Source organism: Sphingobium sp. TomTYG75 (assembly GCF_054771635.1).
In genome coordinates, this window is sequence record NZ_BSRE01000002.1 from 436,431 (window position 1) to 455,732 (window position 19,302).

20 protein-coding genes are annotated in these 19,302 nt (G+C 63.3%); 16 read left to right on the forward strand and 4 right to left on the reverse strand.

Annotated elements, in window-relative coordinates; translation table 11 throughout:
• Positions 1–27 precede the first annotated feature (27 nt).
• Positions 28–900 (reverse strand): MBL fold metallo-hydrolase, encoded by an 873-nt coding sequence (locus ACYU81_RS15690; protein WP_460988538.1) that lies wholly within the window; start codon positions 898–900, stop codon positions 28–30.
• A 66-nt stretch (positions 901–966) separates the two neighbouring features.
• Between ACYU81_RS15690 and ACYU81_RS15695 the strand changes: the two genes are divergently transcribed.
• Genes ACYU81_RS15695 through ACYU81_RS15705 form a run of 3 tightly spaced genes read left to right on the forward strand, consistent with a single transcriptional unit; the run spans position 967 to position 2,597 of the window.
• Positions 967–1,284, forward strand: coding sequence for an ArsR/SmtB family transcription factor (locus ACYU81_RS15695; protein WP_460988539.1), 318 nt, complete (start codon positions 967–969; stop codon positions 1,282–1,284).
• 4 nt (positions 1,285–1,288) lie between these two features.
• A complete protein-coding gene (locus ACYU81_RS15700) occupies positions 1,289–1,810 on the forward strand; it encodes a rhodanese-like domain-containing protein (RefSeq protein WP_449469623.1) in 522 nt (173 codons plus the stop codon).
• Positions 1,811–1,817: 7 nt separating this feature from the next.
• Complete coding sequence (locus tag ACYU81_RS15705) at positions 1,818–2,597, forward strand: sulfite exporter TauE/SafE family protein (protein ID WP_460988540.1); 780 nt, start codon at positions 1,818–1,820, stop codon at positions 2,595–2,597.
• A gap of 298 nt (positions 2,598–2,895) precedes the next feature.
• Here the strand turns inward: ACYU81_RS15705 and hemN are convergent, their stop codons facing one another.
• Complete coding sequence (hemN, locus tag ACYU81_RS15710) at positions 2,896–4,203, reverse strand: oxygen-independent coproporphyrinogen III oxidase (protein WP_460989116.1); 1,308 nt, start codon at positions 4,201–4,203, stop codon at positions 2,896–2,898.
• A gap of 134 nt (positions 4,204–4,337) precedes the next feature.
• Between hemN and ACYU81_RS15715 the strand changes: the two genes are divergently transcribed.
• Positions 4,338–5,000 carry an OmpW/AlkL family protein gene (locus ACYU81_RS15715; RefSeq protein ID WP_460988541.1) on the forward strand — a complete coding sequence of 221 codons (663 nt, stop codon included), beginning with the start codon at positions 4,338–4,340 and terminating at the stop codon, positions 4,998–5,000.
• Positions 5,001–5,003: 3 nt separating this feature from the next.
• Here ACYU81_RS15715 and ACYU81_RS15720 read toward each other — a convergent pair whose 3' ends face one another.
• The gene (locus ACYU81_RS15720) at positions 5,004–5,366 is read right to left on the reverse strand and encodes a hypothetical protein (protein WP_460988542.1); all 363 of its coding nucleotides are present in this window, start codon (positions 5,364–5,366) and stop codon (positions 5,004–5,006) included.
• Positions 5,367–5,484: 118 nt separating this feature from the next.
• Between ACYU81_RS15720 and ACYU81_RS15725 the strand changes: the two genes are divergently transcribed.
• From ACYU81_RS15725 to ccoS, 12 genes are all read left to right on the forward strand, one after another.
• Entirely contained in the window at positions 5,485–6,300 is an 816-nt protein-coding gene (locus ACYU81_RS15725; protein ID WP_460988544.1) for a universal stress protein, read from the forward strand.
• 20 nt (positions 6,301–6,320) lie between these two features.
• A complete protein-coding gene (locus tag ACYU81_RS15730; protein WP_460988545.1) occupies positions 6,321–7,469 on the forward strand; it encodes a sensor histidine kinase in 1,149 nt (382 codons plus the stop codon).
• Between the two features lie 4 nt (positions 7,470–7,473).
• Entirely contained in the window at positions 7,474–8,085 is a 612-nt protein-coding gene (gene fixJ, locus ACYU81_RS15735) for a response regulator FixJ (protein WP_460988546.1), read from the forward strand.
• Between the two features lie 70 nt (positions 8,086–8,155).
• Positions 8,156–8,923, forward strand: a complete 768-nt coding sequence (locus ACYU81_RS15740; protein ID WP_460988547.1) for a Crp/Fnr family transcriptional regulator — start codon at positions 8,156–8,158, stop codon at positions 8,921–8,923.
• A 272-nt stretch (positions 8,924–9,195) separates the two neighbouring features.
• Positions 9,196–10,854, forward strand: a complete 1,659-nt coding sequence (ccoN, locus tag ACYU81_RS15745; RefSeq protein ID WP_460988548.1) for a cytochrome-c oxidase, cbb3-type subunit I — start codon at positions 9,196–9,198, stop codon at positions 10,852–10,854.
• Between the two features lie 13 nt (positions 10,855–10,867).
• Entirely contained in the window at positions 10,868–11,614 is a 747-nt protein-coding gene (gene ccoO, locus ACYU81_RS15750) for a cytochrome-c oxidase, cbb3-type subunit II (RefSeq protein ID WP_460988549.1), read from the forward strand.
• Positions 11,611–11,781 carry a cbb3-type cytochrome c oxidase subunit 3 gene (locus ACYU81_RS15755; RefSeq protein ID WP_460988550.1) on the forward strand — a complete coding sequence of 57 codons (171 nt, stop codon included), beginning with the start codon at positions 11,611–11,613 and terminating at the stop codon, positions 11,779–11,781. Before ccoO ends, ACYU81_RS15755 begins: the two co-directional genes overlap by 4 nt.
• Positions 11,774–12,694 (forward strand): cytochrome-c oxidase, cbb3-type subunit III, encoded by a 921-nt coding sequence (gene ccoP, locus ACYU81_RS15760; RefSeq protein ID WP_460988552.1) that lies wholly within the window; start codon positions 11,774–11,776, stop codon positions 12,692–12,694. Before ACYU81_RS15755 ends, ccoP begins: the two co-directional genes overlap by 8 nt.
• Positions 12,695–12,826: 132 nt before the next feature.
• On the forward strand, positions 12,827–14,257 hold the full coding sequence (gene ccoG / locus ACYU81_RS15765; RefSeq protein ID WP_460988554.1) for a cytochrome c oxidase accessory protein CcoG: 1,431 nt from the start codon (positions 12,827–12,829) through the stop codon (positions 14,255–14,257).
• A 2-nt stretch (positions 14,258–14,259) separates the two neighbouring features.
• Positions 14,260–14,706, forward strand: coding sequence for a FixH family protein (locus ACYU81_RS15770; protein ID WP_460988556.1), 447 nt, complete (start codon positions 14,260–14,262; stop codon positions 14,704–14,706).
• A complete protein-coding gene (locus ACYU81_RS15775) occupies positions 14,706–16,838 on the forward strand; it encodes a heavy metal translocating P-type ATPase (RefSeq protein ID WP_460988557.1) in 2,133 nt (710 codons plus the stop codon). Before ACYU81_RS15770 ends, ACYU81_RS15775 begins: the two co-directional genes overlap by 1 nt.
• A complete protein-coding gene (ccoS, locus tag ACYU81_RS15780) occupies positions 16,835–16,975 on the forward strand; it encodes a cbb3-type cytochrome oxidase assembly protein CcoS (protein ID WP_196226890.1) in 141 nt (46 codons plus the stop codon). Before ACYU81_RS15775 ends, ccoS begins: the two co-directional genes overlap by 4 nt.
• Before the next feature lie 224 nt (positions 16,976–17,199).
• Here the strand turns inward: ccoS and ACYU81_RS15785 are convergent, their stop codons facing one another.
• Positions 17,200–19,143: a flavin-containing monooxygenase gene (locus tag ACYU81_RS15785; protein ID WP_460988558.1), complete on the reverse strand. Its 1,944-nt coding sequence runs from the start codon at positions 19,141–19,143 to the stop codon at positions 17,200–17,202.
• Between the last annotated feature and the right edge of the window lie 159 nt (positions 19,144–19,302).

Sequence of the window (19,302 nt, forward strand, 5' to 3'; positions counted from 1 at the left end):
GCAGATCGCGATAGGTATAAGTCGCAGTTAGACCGTCTTCATCTTCACCGGAATTTTGAGATAGCGAACGCCGTTGCTTTCCGCTTCGGGGAAACGACCTGCGCGGATATTGACCTGAATCGAAGGCAATAGCAGCCGAGGCACGGGCAGCGTCGCATCACGGGCTTCGCGCATGGCGACGAAACTGTCTTCATCCACTTCGTCATGGATATGGACGCTTGCGCGCCGTTCTTCACCAACTGTCGTTTCCCAACGATAGTCATCGCGGCCGGGCGCCTTATAGTCATGACACAGAAACAGGCGGGTCTCATCGGGCAGGCTCAGCAGCCGCCGGATGGAACGGTAAAGAATGCGAGCGTCGCCACCGGGGAAATCCGCCCGCGCCGTGCCATAGTCAGGCATGAACAATGTGTCGCCGACAAAGGCCGCATCGCCGACCAGATAAGCGATGTCCGCAGGTGTATGCCCCGGAACATGCATGACGGTGAAGCGCAGCATGCCCACTGAAAACTGCTCGCCATCCCGAAACAACCGGTCGAAATCCGAACCATCGATCCGCATGTCGTTGAGTCCGAAGACGGGACGGAAGATTTTCTGTACGTCGCAAATATGCTCGCCAATGCCGATCGGCGCACCGGTCCTGCCCTTGATAAAGGGTGCTGCGGACAGATGATCGGCATGGGCGTGCGTCTCCAGCACCATAGTGATCCGCCAACCCTGCTTTTCAGCGAAGGCCAGCAGCCGCTCGGTTGAGCGCGTATCGACCTCACCGCTGGCGACGTCGAAATCCATCACGGGGTCGATGACTGCCGCCTCCCGGGTTTCGGGGTCAGCGACCAGATAGCTCACCGTATAGGTCGCCTCGTCGAAAAAGGCTTCGATCAGGGGCTTTGTGTCCATGTCGTCCTCCATTGCTCCTTGACAATATATTACATATATCTAAATTAGCAATATCTAATGGAGTGCATGATGATCCCTCCGTTGATGAACCTCGCCACCTTCGAAAAGAAGGCGGGCGAAGTCTCGAACCTGCTGAAAGCGATGGGCAATGCCCGGCGCCTGATGGTGCTGTGCAAGCTGGTCGAACATGGCGAAATGACCGTGGGCGACCTCGCGCAAGAGGTGGGTTTGTCGCAATCCGCCTTGTCGCAGCATCTCGCCAGGATGCGGGAGGAGGGGCTGGTCGCTTTTCGACGGGAGAGCCAGACGCTCTGGTATCGCATCGCCGATGCGCGGACGGAACAGTTGCTCGCCAGTCTCTACACCATCTTCTGCAAGGAATGATCCGATGCCGATCACAACCATTACCCCGCACGACGCGGATAAAGCCGTGGCCAAGGGCGCCACGCTCGTCGATATCCGTGGACCTGACGAACATGCCCGCGAGCATATTCCGGGGGCGATCCATGTCCCGCTCGATCGTCTGGCGGAACTGCCACAGGTGGCCGGGCCAATCATCTTTCACTGCAAGTCAGGCATGCGAACGCAAGCCAATGAGGCAGCCTTGCAGGCGGCGGCGGGCTTCACGCCCTGCCATATACTTCAGGGCGGTCTGGACGGCTGGCGCGCGGCGGGATTGCCGACGCGCCTCGATCGGGCACAGCCGTTGGAGATCATGCGGCAGGTGCAACTGGTGGCCGGTGGCCTTGTGCTGCTGGGCGTCCTGCTCGGCTTCCTCGTCGCTCCCGCCTTTTTCGGCCTTTCGGCCTTTGTTGGCGCGGGGTTGATGATGGCGGGGGCGACCGGCTGGTGCGGCATGGCGAAGCTGTTGCAGGCGATGCCATGGAATCGCCGCTCTCTCGGCGCGTAGGCTGATCATGTCTCCGGCCATGATCGTTGCGGCTCTGGCTTCGGGCGGCCTGATCGGGACCGTGTTGGGTCTGGTCGGGGGCGGCGGCTCAATCCTTGCCGTGCCGCTGCTGGTCTATGTGGTGGGCGTGGGGTCTGCTCATGCCGCCATCGGGACGGCAGCGGTCGCCGTGGCCGCCAATGCGGCTTTCAGCCTGATCGGCCATGCCCGCGCCGGTACGGTGAAATGGCCATGCGCCCTCGTTTTCGCGGGAGCTGGCGTCACTGGCGCGGCGATCGGCGCGGAAATCGGCAAGGCTGTAGACGGCCAGCGATTGCTGATGCTGTTTGGCTTGCTGATGATCGGCGTGGGCCTTTCCATGCTACGGACGAAGCGCGCCACCGACGCGCCCGATGTACGGCTGTCGCGAGCAACCGCTGGTCGATTGTTGCCACGCCTCGTTCCGATCGGCCTTGGAGTGGGATTGGCCGCTGGTTTTTTCGGGATCGGCGGCGGCTTCCTGATCGTGCCGGGGCTGATGATGGCGACTGCCATGCCACTCAAAAATGCAGTGGGAACGTCGCTCGTCGTCGTCACGGCGCTGGGTCTCACCACTGCGTCTTCCTATGCGCTGTCGGGCTTTGTCGATTGGTCACTCGTGGGGGTATTGATCGCGGGCGGTGTCGGTGGGGCGGCTATAGGTATCGCCCTCGGCCGAAAGATGGCGGCGCGCAAAGGGCTGCTGGAGCGGTTGTTCGCCGTCACGGTGATCGCCGTGGGCGCATATGTCGCGCTGCGCGGCGTCTAAGCTTCCTTTCATCGCGGTCGAACGTCGGTTCTGCTGGTTCGGTCGTCCAGGATGACGACGGGGTGAACGGTTCAACTAAGTGGGGCAAGACCCATCTGCTCTGGCTTGATTGCGCTTGCGTCCGCACATGAGGAAGTGGCAGCCCATCTTCTCGTCCGAAGGCAGCGCGGGCTTGTGTTGGCCCGGAGGCTTCCAACCGAGAGGGGGGCGGCCGCAGAAATAGGGCGAACGCGCCGCAAAGTGGGGCACCTGTCCGGCCGAGAGGTTGACGAAGGCGAGGCTTGCCAGCGCCAGCGCACTAAACCGCATGGCTGAACCGCTTTTCCGCTGGTTGCAGATAGCTGTCGAATGCGGCGGCTATGCTGCGGGCGTAGGGGAGCGCGCCGGGTGTCAGTTGCACTCGGCCTTCGCTCAATCGCAATAGGCCAAGTCGCTCGAAGCGCGACAGGTCCGGCAGGGGCAGGGAAGTGCCCACATGCGCTTCGCCCCGGCAGAGGATCGCCTCGATGATCCGGCCACGACGCCGGTCATCGCCCGTGCGCAGCGTGCCGCGAGTGGCGGAAAGCTCGCCGCGCTCCACGCGTTCGCGCCAAGGTCCGGCCTGCTTCTCATTCTGGACGATGAGGTCCGGGAATTGGCTGATCGCACTGGCGCCCAGACCCAAAAGGATATCGGCAGGATCATCGGTAAAGCCCTGGAAGTTGCGGCGCAGCCGTCCGTCACGTGCTGCTATTGCCAGGCCGTCCTGCGGCAGGGCGAAATGGTCGAAGCCGATCGCCGCATAACCAGCGGCGGTTAACATGCGAAAGCCTTGTGCGGCCATGTCGAAGCGCGCGGCGAGATCGGGCAGATTGCTGCCGTCGATGCGGCGCTGGCGAGGCAAGAGTTGCGGCATATGGGCATAGCCGAACAGGGCGACACGGGCGGGTTGCATCGCGATGCTTGCTTCCAAAGTCGCCGCAAGATCGTCGAGGCTTTGGCCGGGTAGGCCGTACATGAGGTCGAAACCGATCGCGATCCCGGCTGCGCGGAGTTGATCGACGGCTCGCTCCACCATGTCGAGCGGCTGAATGCGGCCGATGGCGGCCTGAACATGCGGGGTGAAGGTCTGTACGCCAAGGTTGACGCGGCTGACGCCCATGGCCGCCATGGTGGAAATCCAGGTGGCGTCGAGGCGGCGCGGGTCGAGTTCGACCGAGATTTCGGCGTGACGCGCATCGAAACAGAGCAGCAATTGCTGAAGCAGGCGGACGAAATCGACGAGCGGCAGCGAATTGGGACTACCGCCGCCGAAGGCGATCCGCGCGACGCGTCCGCGTCTGCGCAAGCGCCCCGCGATGGAAGCCATCTCTCGTTCCAGCGCCTCCACATAAGCGGTCAGCCGCTGGGCGCGATTGGCCGCCCCTGTATTGCAGCCGCAATACCAGCATATGTCGTGGCAATAGGGGATATGGACATAGAGGGAGAGGGGCGCGTCCGTTTCCACCCCGTCCAGCCGGGCTGCAAGATCATCCGCGCCCACATCGGCGGTGAACTGCGCGGCGGTGGGATAGCTGGTGTAGCGCGGCACCGGCTGGGCCAGCAGGTCAGGATAGTAGGTCCACATGGCTGAACCGGATCGCATGGGATAGCGCGCACAGCATTGAGCCAGGTCAAATTGCCGCTTGCGCCGGATCAATGCCGGGCGTGCGGCGCCGGGGCAAAGCCATGTCACCGACAACAGGGACGGAGACTTTGGAAATGCACATCAAGACTATCTTATTTGGAGCAGCGGCTGGTTGCGCCGCCATGTCCGCACCCGCGCAGGCTGCGCAAGGCGACGTGCTGGTGCGGCTGCGCGCCATCATGGTTGCGCCCAATGAACGAAGCGGGAGCGTGCTGCCCGCCTTTCCGGGCGAAAAGGTGAAAGTCGATAACAGCGTGATGCCGGAGATCGACGTGACCTATATGGCGACCGACCATGTAGGCTTTGAGCTGATCGCCGCCACGACCAAGCACAGCGCCAGCGGACGCACTGGAACGACCGGGGCGATCGGCCGTCTGGCATCCACCTGGGTGCTGCCGCCGACGCTGACGGCGCAATATCATTTCCTGCCGGAAGCCAAGATCCGGCCCTATGTCGGGGCGGGGGTCAATTATACGCTGTTCTACAATGAAAAGGCGTCGAACGCGTTGGAGGGCGCGGTGGGCGCGACCAGGGTGCACATGTCGGACAGCTTCGGATGGGCGGCGCAGGCCGGAGTTGATGTCGATTTGACGGACAGCATCTTCCTGAACCTGGATGTCAAATATATCGATATCGATACGACGGCCCGGCTCTCGACCACGGCGGCGGGCGTGCAGAAGGTGCGCGTGCATCTCGATCCGCTGGTCTTTGGCGTGGGTGTGGGCGTAAAGTTCTGAACCCTATGCGGCGGCGAGTGCCTTCACCACGAAGGGCAGGCGCTCGCCATCCGGCTCGGTCAGCGTCAGATAGCTACCGGGCTGAATCGCATGCGCGTCCAGGCGGAAGAGTCGCTCGTCATCCTCCTCACCCGGCTCATAGGACAGCGCCCAGCCGTTGGTAGTCCGTAGCAGCCAGCCATGCCGGTCGGGTTCATTCGGCCAGAAGCGCCGGACGGTGGCGAGTTCGGGTTTATGCCGATATTCCTGCTCGTCGATCAGGCCGTCCTGGCCCAGCGGCAGGCGCATGACATAGCTGCGAGCTGCCGATCCGTTCGGAAAAGCAGGTGTGCGTGCGAGTTCGAGGCGTATCGTTGTCCATGTCATGCCACCCAGATCGGGTTTTCGGGGGACAAAGACTATAAGGACTATCCCGGATGGCGGCGGAGCCCATCAGATCCTAGCCAGCAAGGACAAGTTACGGTTCCTCGGCAGGAGATGTGAGATGAAATCGATACTGCTTCATATCCATGACGATCGAGGCGCGGAAAGCCGCCTGCAAGCGGCGTGCGACATCGCGCGCGCGACGGGGGCGCACATTCGTTGCGTTCAGGTGACGCAAATGCCCGATATGGTGGCCGCGGACATGTATGGCGGCGCGGCGCTGGCGCCTTCCATCATCAACGAGCTGCGTGAAATTGATGAGCGAATCAAAGCGCGTACCGAGGAAAGGCTTCGCGCAGAAGGTGTGAGTTGGGATTGGCGGCAACTCGATGGCGATATCCTTCATGGCCTACTGGCCGCCTCGGCGTTGACCGATGTCATCGTCGTGACCCTGCCTGAAGGGCCGCGCAGGGTGCTCACCGATCCACCGCCGATCGCCGCCGAACTGGCCCTGTCAGGGCCGGTGCCGGTGATGGCCGTCCCGCAATCGGCGAAATCGCTGATGGTAGCGGGACGGGCGCTGGTCGCCTGGGATGGATCGCAGGAAGCATCGGCGGCTCTGCGGGGCGCGGTGCCGCTGCTGAAGCTCGCGCAGGATGTGCATATCGTGACTGTGGAGGAAGCGAACAAAAATGCCTTCCCCGCGACTGATGCCCCCGAATATCTTGCCCGCCATGGGATCAAAGCGGAAGTCCATAGCTGGCCACGGGACGGGCGCGCTGTGGAGGATGCCCTGATGGCTGCCGTCGAAGCGCTGAAGCCCGACTGGATGGTGATGGGCGCCTATGGCCACAGCCGGTTGCGCCAGTTCGTGTTCGGCGGCGTGACCCGAACGATGCTGCGCGACGGACGCGTGCCTGTCTTGCTGGCGCACTGAAGACAGGGCATTGTAACCCGATGGCGGTGGCGGACGACGATGACACGGAAGGCTTGAGCGAGCGCGAGCATAGCCTGGAACAAGCGCTGCTGGGTTCGATCCTCGCGACGGTGCCCGACGCGCTGATCGTCATCGACATGGCTGGGCGCATCGTGTCCTTCAGCGCGGCGGCGCAGCGCATGTTCCAATATGCCGAAACGGACGTACTAGGCGAAAATATCTCCATGTTGATGCCGTCGCCGGATCGGGAACGGCATGACGGCTATATCGACCATTATCTCAGTACCGGCGAAAAACGGATCATCGGCATCGGCCGCCTGACCAGCGCGCGACGGCGGGATGGATCGACCTTTCCGATCGAATTGTCGGTGGGGGAGGTGCATGACCGGGGGCAGCGGCTGTTCACCGGCTTCATCCGCGACCTTACCGAACGGCAGCAGGCCGAGCGGCGCGTCGCCGACCTTCAGGCGGAACTGTCGCATGCAAGCCGGGTGACGGCTATGGGGACGCTGGCGTCCGCGCTGGCGCATGAGTTGAACCAACCGTTGACGGCGATAGCAAACTATCTGGAGGCCGGGCGCGACCTGCTGGACGCCGATGGGCCGGTGGATCGTGAGATGCTGCGCGAGGCGATGGACGAAAGCGCGCGGCAGGCGTTGCGCGCGGGCGAGATCATTCGATCGCTGCGCGAGTTCATCAAGCGCGGCGAAACGATGCGCCAGCCTGAATCGCTGCGCGAATTGCTGGCCGAAGGGGCAGCGCTCGCTTTTATCGGCATGGACAGTCGGGGCATCGACATGGACATCAGCGTCGATCGGCGTGTGAATAATGTGCTCGTCAACCGCGTGCAGTTGCAGCAGGTGATCATCAACCTCATCAAGAATGCGGTGGAGGCGATGGCGAGCAGCCCCGCACGCATCCTGCGCCTGTCCGCCGTCCCGGCCGAGGATGGGCGGGTGGAGGTGATCGTCGCGGACAGCGGAATGGGCCTGGATCCCGACATGTCACGTACGCTCTTCAACCCTTTCACCACCACCAAGCCGTCCGGCATGGGCGTTGGCCTGTCGATCAGCCAGACCATTGTTGAAGGACAGGGCGGGCGCATCTGGGCGCAGCCGTCACAATGGGGCGGCACGGCCTTTCACTTCACCCTGGACAGCGCGGACTGAAAGCATGAGCGATCCTTTCCCCATCTATGTCGTCGATGATGACGAGGCGATCCGCCGGTCGCTGTCCTTCCTGCTAAAGACCAGCGGCTATGCGGTGCGGCTGTTCGAGGGCGGCACGGCGTTTCTGAAGGAAGCGGCGGGACTGGAACCGGGATGCGTGCTGCTGGACGTGCGCATGCCCGACATTGACGGGCTGGAGGTGCAGCGGGAATTGCGCGCGCGCGGCATCATGCTGCCGGTGGTGATCATGACGGGTCATGGCGACATCGATATGGCCGTCGCGGCGATGAAGGCGGGCGCGAGCGACTTCATTGAAAAGCCGTTCGAGAAGGCAGCGCTGCTGGGATGCGTCGAGGCAGCGCGGCTGCTGTCGGCGGCCGATCGTGGGGCCGGAGCGCGGGCGGAGGATGCAAGGGCGCGGCTGAATGTTCTGACCGATCGGGAGCGCGATGTGCTTGACGGGTTGGTCGAAGGACTGCCCAACAAGACGATTGCCTTCGACCTGGGGATCAGTCCGCGAACGGTGGAGATTCATCGCGCCAACCTGATGCAAAAGCTGGAGGTGAAGAGCCTGGCCGAAGCGCTGCGGATCGCGTTCCATGCGGGGGTGGAGTGAAGCGAAGTTCAGGGATCGCTAGGGAGATTTACGGATAGGTCTGAAACCCGCATGGCGGCATGCAGCGGGCATGGATATGCAATTTGATCTGGCGCAAAAGGCGCCCGGCGGTGCCGAAATGGCGGCGGTGATGACCCCGGCTGCCGGAGGCTGCGGTGCAGGATATTGCGATCGGTGCGAGGTGCGCGATCAGGCGATCTGCGCCGATCTGGACCCGCAGGAGCGCGCGGCGCTCAACCGGATCGGGCGACGGGTGACGTTGCAGGCCGGGCAGACGGTGATGTGGGAGGGCGATGACAGCATGGTCGTTGCCAATGTGATCGAAGGCACGCTGAAGCTCGCCACATCGACGGGCGACGGGCGCGAACAGATTGTCGGCGTGGTCTATGCATCCGATTTCATCGGCCGACCCTTCGGCGCGCGCACGCCGCATAGCGTAACGGCGCTGACCGATGCGCGACTTTGCCTCTACCCACGCGGCGCTTTTGACGGCTTTGCGCGCCAGCATTCGGAGCTTGAGCATCGGCTGCTCCAAAGGACGCTGGACGACCTTGATCGGACGCGAGCCTGGATGCTCCTGCTGGGGCGAAAGAATGCGCGAGAGAAGGTCGCGTCCTTCCTTCTGGACATGAGCAGGCGGCTGCGCGCGGACCCCGGCGGCGTGATTGACCTACCTCTGTCGCGCCAGCAGATCGCGGACATATTGGGGCTAACCATAGAAACCGTCTCGCGTCAGATCAGCGACATGAAGCGGCTGGGCGTGATCGCGCTGGCGGGGCGGCGCCGGGTGCGGATTTCCGATGTCGACCGGCTGGAGAGCATGGCCGAGGGCGAGTGATAGCGGGTCTTCGGTTCCGACACTTCCCACGGGAGGGGTTAGGGGTGGGCGCGAGCGAAGCGAGCTTCTCGGCTGGCCTTTGAAAATCAGCATGGATGTTGCGCTGGCCCACCCCCCCAGCCCCCTCCCGCCTGCGGGAGGGGGAGTATCAGCGACAATCTGTCTAAGGACATTCCCCTACATACCCGCCGCGCCGCCTTTGCCAGAGGTCAGGGCATAGGGGCGGCGACCGGACGAGGGGCGTCGCAATAGACCTTTCGCGGGGAAATCCGATGGATCGATTGTTATTGAAATCGGGCGGCTGGTTCGCGCTGGCGGTGGTCGCCTTGCTGGCGGCGCTGATGGCGGTGGACAGCGGCTTTGCTGTCCATATGGCGATAGCCTGTGCGGCGGCGCTGCTGATGGTGGTGGTGACGATTGGTGGCGCAGATTATACCGGAATCGCGCGCGGACTGCTGAAGATGCCCGCTGATCAGGGGAAATATGATGACGACCCGATCCGCTGGGGTGTAATCGCGACCGTCTTCTGGGGACTGGCCGGGTTCCTGGCCGGGCTCTACATCGCCTTGCAGCTCGCCTTTCCGGCGCTGAACCTTGGCATTGAATATACGAGCTTCGGGCGCTTGCGGCCGCTGCACACGTCGGCGGTGATCTTTGCATTCGGCGGCAATGCGCTGATCGCGACGAGCTTTTATGTCGTGCAGCGGACTTGCAGGGCGCGGCTCGCCTTTCCCTCGCTCGCACGGTTCGTGTTCTGGGGATATCAGCTGTTCATCGTGCTGGCCGCGACCGGCTATGTCATGGGCATTACCGAGGCGCGCGAATATGCCGAGCCGGAATGGTATGTCGATATCTGGCTGACCATCGTCTGGGTCGCCTATCTGGTCGTCTTTGGCGGCACCATCCTGCGCCGCAGCGAGCCGCATATCTATGTGGCGAACTGGTTTTACCTGAGCTTCATCCTGACAATCGCGATGCTGCACATCGTCAATAACCTGTCGGTGCCGGTAAGCCTGCTCGGCTCCAAGAGCTACAGCGCTTTTGCAGGCGTGCAGGATGCGCTGACGCAATGGTGGTATGGGCATAATGCGGTCGGCTTCTTCCTGACCGCCGGTTTCCTCGCCATGATGTATTATTTCGTGCCCAAGCAGGCGGAGCGGCCGGTCTATAGCTATCGGCTTTCGATCATCCATTTCTGGTCGCTGATCTTCCTCTATATTTGGGCGGGTCCGCACCATCTTCACTATACCGCGCTGCCCGATTGGGCGCAGACTTTGGGCATGGTGTTTTCGGTCATGCTGTGGATGCCGAGCTGGGGCGGGATGATCAACGGCCTGATGACGCTGAATGGCGCATGGGACCGCATCCGCACCGATCCGATCATCCGCATGATGGTGATGGCGCTGGCCTTTTACGGCATGAGCACCTTTGAAGGGCCGATGATGTCGGTAAAGGCGGTCAACAGCCTGTCCCACTATACCGATTGGACGATCGGCCATGTGCACAGCGGCGCGTTGGGTTGGAACGGGCTCATCACCTTCGCCTGCCTCTATTATCTGACGCCAAGACTGTGGAAGCGCGAGCGGCTCTATTCGCTACGGCTGGTGAACTGGCACTTCTGGCTCGCGACGCTGGGTATCGTTCTCTACGCCGCGTCGATGTGGGTGGCGGGCATCATGCAGGGGCTGATGTGGCGCGAATATGGGAGTGACGGCTACCTCGTCTATGCCTTCTCCGAAGTCGTGAGCGCCATGTTCCCCATGTATGTGATCCGGGCTGCCGGGGGCCTCATGTACCTCGCCGGGGCGATCATCATGGCCTGGAATATCGGCAAGACCATCGCGGGAAGCCCGCTGCGTGCGGAAAAGTCGATGAGTGATGCGGCCTATGATCCGGCGGCGGATCGGCCGCTTGTCGCCCAGCCTGCTTAAGGGACTCCAAGACATGACAAGCAAGACCAAAGCCAAGTTCTGGGACCATGGCAAGCTGGAGCGGAACGTCTCCCTGTTGGGCATCGCGTCTCTGATCGTAGTTGCCATCGGCGGCATCGTGGAGATCGCACCGCTCTTCTGGATCGACAACACGATCGAGAAGGTGGAGGGCATGCGTCCCTATACGCCGCTGGAGCTGGCGGGGCGGAACATTTACATCCGCGAGGGCTGCTACAATTGCCACAGCCAGATGATCCGGCCGTTCCGCGACGAGACGGAACGATATGGCCATTACAGCCTGGCGGCCGAGAGCATGTATGACCATCCGTTCCAATGGGGATCGAAGCGCACAGGCCCTGACCTGGCGCGGGTGGGCGGCAGATATTCGGACGAATGGCATGTCCAGCATCTGAAGGACCCGCGCGCCGTGGTGCCGGAGTCCATCATGCCGGGCTATGCCTTCCTGGCGGAGCGGGAGTTGAAGTCCGGCGACATGGGCAAGGACCTGACGGCGCTGTCCAATGTCGGCGTGCCTTACAGCAAGGATGCCATCGCCAAGGCCAATGACGACCTGAAGGCGCAGGCCGACCCGGATGCGGACGCCACGGACCTTATCAAGCGCTATCCCAAGGCGCAGGCGCGGGACTTTGACGGCGATCCCGGCAAGGTGACGGAGATGGATGCGCTGGTCGCCTATCTCCAGATGCTGGGCACGCTGGTCGATGTGGAAAGCGCCAGGCCGCAGGAGGTCGGACGATGAGCTACGACGCGTTGCGGCATTTCGCAGACAGCTGGGGGCTGGTCTTCATGGGGGTAACCTACGCGGTCCTGATCGGCTGGCATTTCCTGCCAAAGGGGCGCGAGCGCAGTGCAGAGGCCGCGCTCGCCATTTTCGAGACAGATCATGCGGAGGCCGATCATGGCTGACGAAAAGCGCATCGACGCCGCCACTGGCACCGAGGTCAAGGATCATGAATGGGACGGCATTCAGGAACTGGATACGCCGCTGCCGCGATGGTGGCTGTGGACATTCTACGCGACCATCCTGTTCGCGATCGGTTACGTGATCGCCTATCCCGCCCTGCCGATGATCGACCGGGCGACAGGCGGCGTGCTCGGCTGGTCGAGCCGGGGTGCGCTGGATAAGGAACTGGCCGTCCGCGAACAGCAGATTGCGCCGGTTCGGCAGGCGATCGCCGACACCTCCATCGACGTGCTGCCGACGCGGCCGCAACTGATGCAGGCGGCGGTCGAGGGTGGACGCGCTGCGTTTCGCGTGCATTGCGTGCAGTGCCATGGATCGGGCGCGGCGGGGTCAAAAGGCTATCCCAACCTGAATGACGACGACTGGTTGTGGGGTGGAAATCTGCCTGCGATCGAAAAGACCCTCACCGATGGCGTGCGCAATCCCGATCATGCAGCAACCCGCCAGTCGCTGATGCCCGCTTTCGGCAAGGATCAGTTGCTCACCGCTGCGCAGGTCGATGACGTGGTCGCGCATGTGCGGGTGATTAGCGGGCAAGACCGCCCCAGCCCGGCGTCGCAGCGGGGGGGCAGGGTCTTTGCCGACAATTGCGCTGTCTGCCACGGACCGGCGGGGAAGGGGAACCGGCAGCTCGGTGCGCCGAACCTGACCGATGCGATCTGGCTTTATGGCGGCGACGCGGACACTATCCATGAGACTGTCTGGAATAGCCGCCATGGCGTGATGCCGCGCTGGGACGACAAGCTGGACAAGGCGACGATCCGCATGCTGGCCGCCTATGTGCACAGTCTCGGCGGGGGTGAGGCTGTGCCGGTGAAGTTTGCGGCTAAGGTGCCGGGCAATGCCGCGCAATAACAACCGCCCCTTCTTCGTCACCCCGGACTTGATCCGGGGTCCCGCTGCCCTTTGGAACGGGCGTGGGGAAGAAGCGGGATCCCGGGTCAAGTCCGGGATGACGGGGAGTGTAGTTGTTCCGGGGAGGCGGGCATGCTGATGTCGGACTCCCCCTCGCTCTACGAGAAGCGCAAGGGCGTCTATCCCAAGGCGGTGGACGGCTTCTATCGCCGCCTGAAATGGGCGATTATGGCGGTGACGCTGGGCATTTATTGGGCGACGCCCTGGCTGCGGTGGGACCGGGGGCCTTATGCGCCGGATCAGGCGGTCCTCGTCGATCTGGCGCATCGTCGCTTCTACATGTTCTCAATCGAAATCTGGCCGCACGAATTTTACTATGTCGCCGGGCTGCTCGTCATGGCGGGAGTTGGCCTGTTCCTCGTTACCTCCGCCGTGGGGCGAGCGTGGTGCGGCTATGCCTGTCCGCAGACGGTGTGGACGGACCTTTATCAGCATGTCGAGCGCTTCATTGATGGCGACCGCAATGCGCAGCTGAAGCTCGCCAAGGCTCCCTGGAGCGTCGGCAAGCTGGGGCGCCGACTGGTGAAGTGGGCTGTGTGGCTGGCGATCGCCTTCATAACTGGTGGCGCATGGATTTTCTACTTCGCCGACGCGCCCACACTTCAACAGCAGTTCTGGAGCGGCACCGCAGCGCCGGTCGCCTATGGAACGGTAGCGGTGCTGACCGCCACGACCTTCATCCTGGGCGGGTTCATGCGCGAACAGGTATGCATCTATATGTGCCCCTGGCCGCGTATCCAGACCGCGATGCTCGACGAGAAGTCGCTCGTCGTCACCTATAAGGATTGGCGCGGCGAAAAGCGTGGGAGCCTTAAAAAGGCGGAGGCGCATCCGGGAGAGTTTGGCGACTGCATCGATTGCAACCAGTGCGTCGCGGTCTGCCCCACCGGCATCGATATTCGGGAAGGGCCGCAGATCGGCTGCATCACCTGCGCGCTGTGCATCGACGCCTGCGACAAGGTGATGGAACAGATCGGACGGCCTCGCGGGCTGATCGATTATTGCACGCAGGACGATGCGGAAGCGGAGAAGAAGGGTGCGGCGCCAAAACCGGTGCTGAAGACATTGCTGCGCCCGCGGACCATCGCCTATTTCGGCGTGTGGGCGAGCATTGGCGCGGCGATGCTGTTCACGCTGGGTGCGCGGACGCGGCTCGACATCAGTGCGCAGCAGGATCGCAATCCGATCTTCGTGCGCCTCTCTGACGGCGCGATCCGCAACGCTTATACGGTGAAGCTGCGGAATATGGAGGCGCGCCCGCGCGACGTGGAGGTGCGCGTTACGGGTCTGCCCGGCGCAAAGATCTGGACCGACGCCGGATCGCGGGAAAAGGCGAGTGATGCGGTGCGCGCAACGGTCGCTGCTGACAGCGTGACCAAGCTGCGCCTGTTCCTGACGATGCCCTCCGCAGGTCCGGCGCGGCAGGATCTCCGTTTCACCGTGCGCGCCCTGGACCGCGAAGGCGGCGGCGAAAGCGAAGACGCTCGTTTCGAAAGGCCCTGAATATGAAACATGTCCGTCCATTCACCGGCTGGCACATGACCGCGATACTCGTCGCGGGTTTTGCCGTCGTCATCGCCGTGAACATGCTGATGGCGACGATCGCCGTGCGATCCTTCGGCGGGACGGTGGTGGAGAATAGCTATGTCGCCAGCCAGAAGTTCAACGGCTGGCTGGCGCAGGCGCGGGCGCAGGAAAAGCTCGGCTGGCGCGACCGGGTGACGCTGGACCCCGCGCGCCATGTGCGGATGGAGCTGAACGTGCGGGGTGCGCAGATGAGCGCGGTGGCGCAACATCCGCTTGGGCGCGCGCCGGATATCATGTTGCGCCTGCATGAGGCCGCGCCGGGACTTTATGTGAGCGATCGCGCCTTGCCCGGTGGCCGGTGGCAGCTGCGCTTCGACATTCGCCATGGCGGCGGAGAAGAACATTTGCTGCGGGAGATCGACTGATGGCCAGCCAGCCTGTTCTCAACGAGGAAGCTTCGGCTGAAGCGAAGGAAAGCCTGTTCGCGGTGCCGGGCATTCATTGCGCGGGGTGCATCTCGAAGATCGAGAATGGCCTGCCACTGACGCCCGGCATCCACTCCGCGCGGGTCAATATGAGCGCCAAGCGGGTCGCGATCAGCCATGATCCTGCACTGACCCCGCCGGAAATGAAGGCGGCGATCGTCGCGCTCGGGTTCGACGCGGAGCCGCTCGCTGATCCGGGTCAGGATGTCGCGGCGGCAGAGAGCAAGGCGCTGGTGCGCGCGCTTGCCGTGGCGGGCTTCGCGGCGATGAACATCATGCTGCTGTCGGTGTCGATCTGGTCAGGCGCGGAAGGGGCCACGCGGACGATGTTCCACTGGCTATCGGCGCTGATCGCTTTGCCGACCGTCGCTTATGCCGGCCAGCCTTTCTTCCGTTCCGCCTGGGCGGCGTTGCGACAACGGCGCACGAACATGGACGTGCCGATCAGCATCGGCGTGCTGCTGACCACCGCCATGAGCCTTTTCGAAACCATCAGTGGCGGCAAACATGCCTGGTTTGATGGCGCGGTGATGCTGCTGTTCTTCCTGCTCGCGGGGCGCTGCCTCGACAGCATGATGCGGGGGCGGGCTCGGGCTGGCGTGGCGGCTTTGCTGAAGCAGACGGCGCCTGGCGCGCTGGTGCTGGCCGAAGGCGGCCGCAGCCAGTGGACAGCGGCCAGTGCGCTGCGTCCCGGCATGCGCATGATCGTCGCGGCGGGCGAAAGGCTGGCCGCCGACGGTCGGGTCGTTGAAGGAGAAAGCGGCATCGACCTCGCTTTCCTGACCGGCGAAAGCGCGCCGGTACGTGTGAGGGCTGGCGATGCCGTCCAGGCCGGGGCGATGAATATCGAAGGGCCGATCACCGTCGAAGTGACGGCGGCCGGAGCCGACACGGTCATCGCCGACATCGCCCGGCTGATGGAGGAAGCGGGGCAGGGAAAGTCCCGCTATGTCCAGATCGCCGACCGTGCCGCGCGCTATTATGCGCCCTGTGTCCATCTGCTCGCCGCGCTGTCTTTCGCAGGGTGGATGATTGCGGGTGCCGGCGCGCATCAAGCGCTGTTGATCGCGGTGGCGGTGCTGCTGATCACCTGTCCCTGCGCGCTCGGCCTTGCGGTCCCGGCGGCGCAGATCGTTGCATGCGGCGCGTTGATGCGGCGCGGCGTGCTGGTGAAGGACGGGTCGGCGCTGGAGCGGCTGTCGGAAGTGAGCGAGGCGCTGTTCGACAAGACGGGCACGCTGACGCTGGGCCGTCCGGTGCCGCAGGCGCTCGACCGGCTGGAGTGTGAGGATCAGTCGATCCTGCTGGCGCTGGCAAGGGGCTCTCGTCATCCGTTGAGCGACGCGCTGCGGCAGGCGCTGGAGGCCCGCCAAGTCGCTCCGGCGTCCCTCGACCGTATCCGCGAAGTTCCGGGAGAGGGCATTTTCGCCGATCATGCTGGCGTGGCGGTGGCGCTGGCCCGGCCACGCAGCGTCGTCAGCCTGTTCGGCCTTGCGAGCGAATATCGGTCCGGCGAGCGTTCGGCGCTGCTGCATTTTTCCGACGCCCTGCGCCCGGATGCGGCGGAAACGCTGAGCGAGATGCGCTCGATGGACCTCAAGACGCTGATCGCCAGCGGGGATCGTCCCGAAGCTCTGGAAGAGATCGCGCGTGCGACCGGCACGACGGCGATCGGCCATCTGCGCCCGGCGGATAAGCTGGCGCTGGTCGGGCGGTTACAGGCGCGCGGCGAGAAGGTGTTGATGGTGGGCGACGGACTGAATGACGGCCCGGCGCTCGCGGCGGGTCATGCCAGCATCGCCCCCGCCTCTGCCAGCGACGCGAGCCAGTTGACGGCCGACGCCGTGTTCCTGGGCGACAGGCTGGCGCCCGTGGCAGTGACGGTTCGCGCGGCGCGCCGGACGATCGCCGTGGTGAAGCAGAATTTTGCGCTGGCCATCGGCTATAATGTGATGGCCGTGCCCCTGGCCGTTGCGGGCAAGGTGACGCCGCTTGTCGCGGCGATCGCCATGTCCACATCTTCGCTGATTGTGATCGCCAACGCCCTCCGCCTGAAGGGAGCCGCGAAATGACCGGCCTTGGATTGTTGATCCCGATCGCCCTGTTCCTCGGCCTGCTGGGCCTTGCCGCCTTTTTCTGGGCGCTGCGCAATGGGCAGTTCGATGACAGCGAAGGCGCAGCGGCGCGGATATTGATTGACGAAGATTGACCGCGGGGTGCTTTGGTGCCTTGTCGACCTTTGGCCAAACCGTAGCTTCAAAGTCTGCGTTCCGTCACCCCGGGCTTGACCCGGGGTCCCGCTACTTTTGAAAATATCACAAAGAGAGCGGGATCCCGGATCAAGTCCGGGATGACGACCCCTGAACATGGCGGGTGCGACAAAGGGACCTGGTCCGAATGGATCAGGCCCCTCTTGCTGCCTTCTGTTGAAGCTCAGGAAATGACCATCGCTTCCGGATCAGGATTGCGTGTCCAGTTCCAGTACTCGGCGAGTTTGAACGGGCAGGACACATAGTTGCGGCCCTTGCTGTTCAGATAATAGCTTTTGGCCTTGGGGTGGGTCCAGACCATCTGCTTCATTTGCTCATCGACCTTCTCGTTCCAGTCGAGATAGGCCTGCTCCGTCGGCTCGATCGCCTTGCCGCCAGCGGCCACGATCCTGTCGAGCGCTTCGACGATATAGTGGATCTGCGCTTCCAGAACCATGTTGACGCCCGCCGCATGGTTGGGCGCGCTGTTCGGCCCAAGCGTCATGAAGAAGTTGGGATAGGCGGGAGCCATCACGCCCAGATAGGCGCGCGCCTCGTCCTTGCCCCATGCCGCCGCCAGATCGCAGCCGCCCCGGCCATAAACCTTGAGCGGGCCGAGCGCGGGGGCCAGTTCAAAGCCGGTGGCGAGCGCAATCACATCGACTTCGTAGCGCTGGCCGCTCTTGGTGACGATCGCATTTTCCTCGACATGATCGATGGGGTCGGTTTCCAGCGTGACATTGGGCTTCAGCAAAGTGTCGAGCCAGCCGCCGTCGGCGTCCAGAACGATGCGCTTGCCAAAGATCGGATAGTCGGGAACGACCTTTTCAATGAGGTCGGGACGGCCCGCCAGCTTGCGATGGATATATTGCAGCGCATAGCTGCGCGCGCCGTCATTCTGGGCAGAGATCGAGACGTCCTGGTTGGGCCAGTTCGGGTCCCTCTTCACATTGCCATAGAGGCCGTCGCCGGTGAACCAGTAAACGCGAAAGCGGAACCATTCCTTGTAATGGGGAATGTTGCGCAGCGCGAAGCGAATATTGTCGTTCACCGGTGCGGTGATTTCCGGGTTATTGAGCACCCAATGTTTGGAGCGCTGAAAGATGACGAGGCTGGAGACCTTGTCAGCGATTGCGGGCGCGAGCTGGGCGGCGCTGGCGCCCGTGCCGATCACCGCCACGCGCTTTCCGGTAAGGTCCATGTCCGGGTCCCATCCGGCGGTGTGCATCTTGGTGCCCTTGAAGCTGTCCAGGCCGGGGATATTGGGGAAGGACCAGCGGTTAAGCACGCCATGGGCGAGTAGCACCGCATTCACCACTTCGACCCGTTCCGCGCCCGTCTTCACATCCTGCAAGGTGACGTGCCAGTTGCTGTCCGCATCGCTCCAGCGGGCGGCGAGCACCTTCGTCCCGAACTGGACATGATCGCGTATGCCATATTTGTCAGCGACGCCGGTCAGATAGCTGTGAATCTCCGGCCCCTTCGGATGGTAGCTGCTCCAATCGGGGTTCAGTTCGAAGGAATAGGAGTAGAAGTGGCTGGGCGTATCGACGCCGACGCCGGGATAGCGGTTTTCCAGCCATGTGCCGCCAAGGTCAGGGTTCTTCTCGATGATCGTATAGTCATAGCCCGCCTCGCCCAACTTGATGCCCGCGGCGATGCCGGTCATGCCGCCGCCGATCACCAGCACGCGGAAGCCGGCGGGCGGATGGATGCGGCCGGGCATGTCCTTGCGCGGCACCGGGCGTTCAAAGCCCATCTGGTCGTAAAGCACCGGCATGATCGTGGGATCGACATCTTCGCCGACGCTGACGCCCATCATCCGACGCAGCAGTTCAGGATCGATCGGGCGTTCCACCGGCGGCGTCGGGTTGGTCAGCAGCGCGAAGAGGCGATCCCGCAGATCCTGCGCCATTTCGTCCGGCACGTTCGACGGCGCTTCTGCCGTGTAGATGCCGGTCAGGTAGGGCGCGAAACTGTCCAGATATTCGCGGTCCTGCGCATAGGTCGTGTAAACCATCAGCAGGCTAGGCAGGTTGGCGTCCTGCAGCGCCCAGCGAAGTCCATCGCGGTCGGCGATGGGCAGGGGGCATGTGGTCGCCGGATGTGGCTGGCTATGCGCGTTCATCTTCGCTCCTCTCTTGGTGCGCGGCGGCAGAAATGCCGGTTCGCTCAAGATGTGAGTATATACTTACTTGGCGTGAACAAATTGACGTGCGTCAAAATCGGGCAGTGCATATGGCAGCGGCGGAGCGGCCCTAAGGGAAGCTCCGCCGACGATCACTCA

Excerpts from the sequence above, each read along its gene's own strand:
- ACYU81_RS15690 (WP_460988538.1), bottom strand. The coding sequence starts at position 900 with ATGGACACAAAGCCCCTGATCGAAGCCTTTTTCGACGAGGCGACCTAT.
- ACYU81_RS15695 (WP_460988539.1), top strand. The coding sequence starts at position 967 with ATGATGATCCCTCCGTTGATGAACCTCGCCACCTTCGAAAAGAAGGCG.
- ACYU81_RS15700 (WP_449469623.1), top strand. The coding sequence starts at position 1,289 with ATGCCGATCACAACCATTACCCCGCACGACGCGGATAAAGCCGTGGCC.
- ACYU81_RS15705 (WP_460988540.1), top strand. The coding sequence starts at position 1,818 with ATGTCTCCGGCCATGATCGTTGCGGCTCTGGCTTCGGGCGGCCTGATC.
- hemN (WP_460989116.1), bottom strand. The coding sequence starts at position 4,203 with ATGTGGACCTACTATCCTGACCTGCTGGCCCAGCCGGTGCCGCGCTAC.
- ACYU81_RS15715 (WP_460988541.1), top strand. The coding sequence starts at position 4,338 with ATGCACATCAAGACTATCTTATTTGGAGCAGCGGCTGGTTGCGCCGCC.
- ACYU81_RS15720 (WP_460988542.1), bottom strand. The coding sequence starts at position 5,366 with ATGACATGGACAACGATACGCCTCGAACTCGCACGCACACCTGCTTTT.
- ACYU81_RS15725 (WP_460988544.1), top strand. The coding sequence starts at position 5,485 with ATGAAATCGATACTGCTTCATATCCATGACGATCGAGGCGCGGAAAGC.
- ACYU81_RS15730 (WP_460988545.1), top strand. The coding sequence starts at position 6,321 with ATGGCGGTGGCGGACGACGATGACACGGAAGGCTTGAGCGAGCGCGAG.
- fixJ (WP_460988546.1), top strand. The coding sequence starts at position 7,474 with ATGAGCGATCCTTTCCCCATCTATGTCGTCGATGATGACGAGGCGATC.
- ACYU81_RS15740 (WP_460988547.1), top strand. The coding sequence starts at position 8,156 with ATGGATATGCAATTTGATCTGGCGCAAAAGGCGCCCGGCGGTGCCGAA.
- ccoN (WP_460988548.1), top strand. The coding sequence starts at position 9,196 with ATGGATCGATTGTTATTGAAATCGGGCGGCTGGTTCGCGCTGGCGGTG.
- ccoO (WP_460988549.1), top strand. The coding sequence starts at position 10,868 with ATGACAAGCAAGACCAAAGCCAAGTTCTGGGACCATGGCAAGCTGGAG.
- ACYU81_RS15755 (WP_460988550.1), top strand. The coding sequence starts at position 11,611 with ATGAGCTACGACGCGTTGCGGCATTTCGCAGACAGCTGGGGGCTGGTC.
- ccoP (WP_460988552.1), top strand. The coding sequence starts at position 11,774 with ATGGCTGACGAAAAGCGCATCGACGCCGCCACTGGCACCGAGGTCAAG.
- ccoG (WP_460988554.1), top strand. The coding sequence starts at position 12,827 with ATGCTGATGTCGGACTCCCCCTCGCTCTACGAGAAGCGCAAGGGCGTC.
- ACYU81_RS15770 (WP_460988556.1), top strand. The coding sequence starts at position 14,260 with ATGAAACATGTCCGTCCATTCACCGGCTGGCACATGACCGCGATACTC.
- ACYU81_RS15775 (WP_460988557.1), top strand. The coding sequence starts at position 14,706 with ATGGCCAGCCAGCCTGTTCTCAACGAGGAAGCTTCGGCTGAAGCGAAG.
- ccoS (WP_196226890.1), top strand. The coding sequence starts at position 16,835 with ATGACCGGCCTTGGATTGTTGATCCCGATCGCCCTGTTCCTCGGCCTG.
- ACYU81_RS15785 (WP_460988558.1), bottom strand. The coding sequence starts at position 19,143 with ATGAACGCGCATAGCCAGCCACATCCGGCGACCACATGCCCCCTGCCC.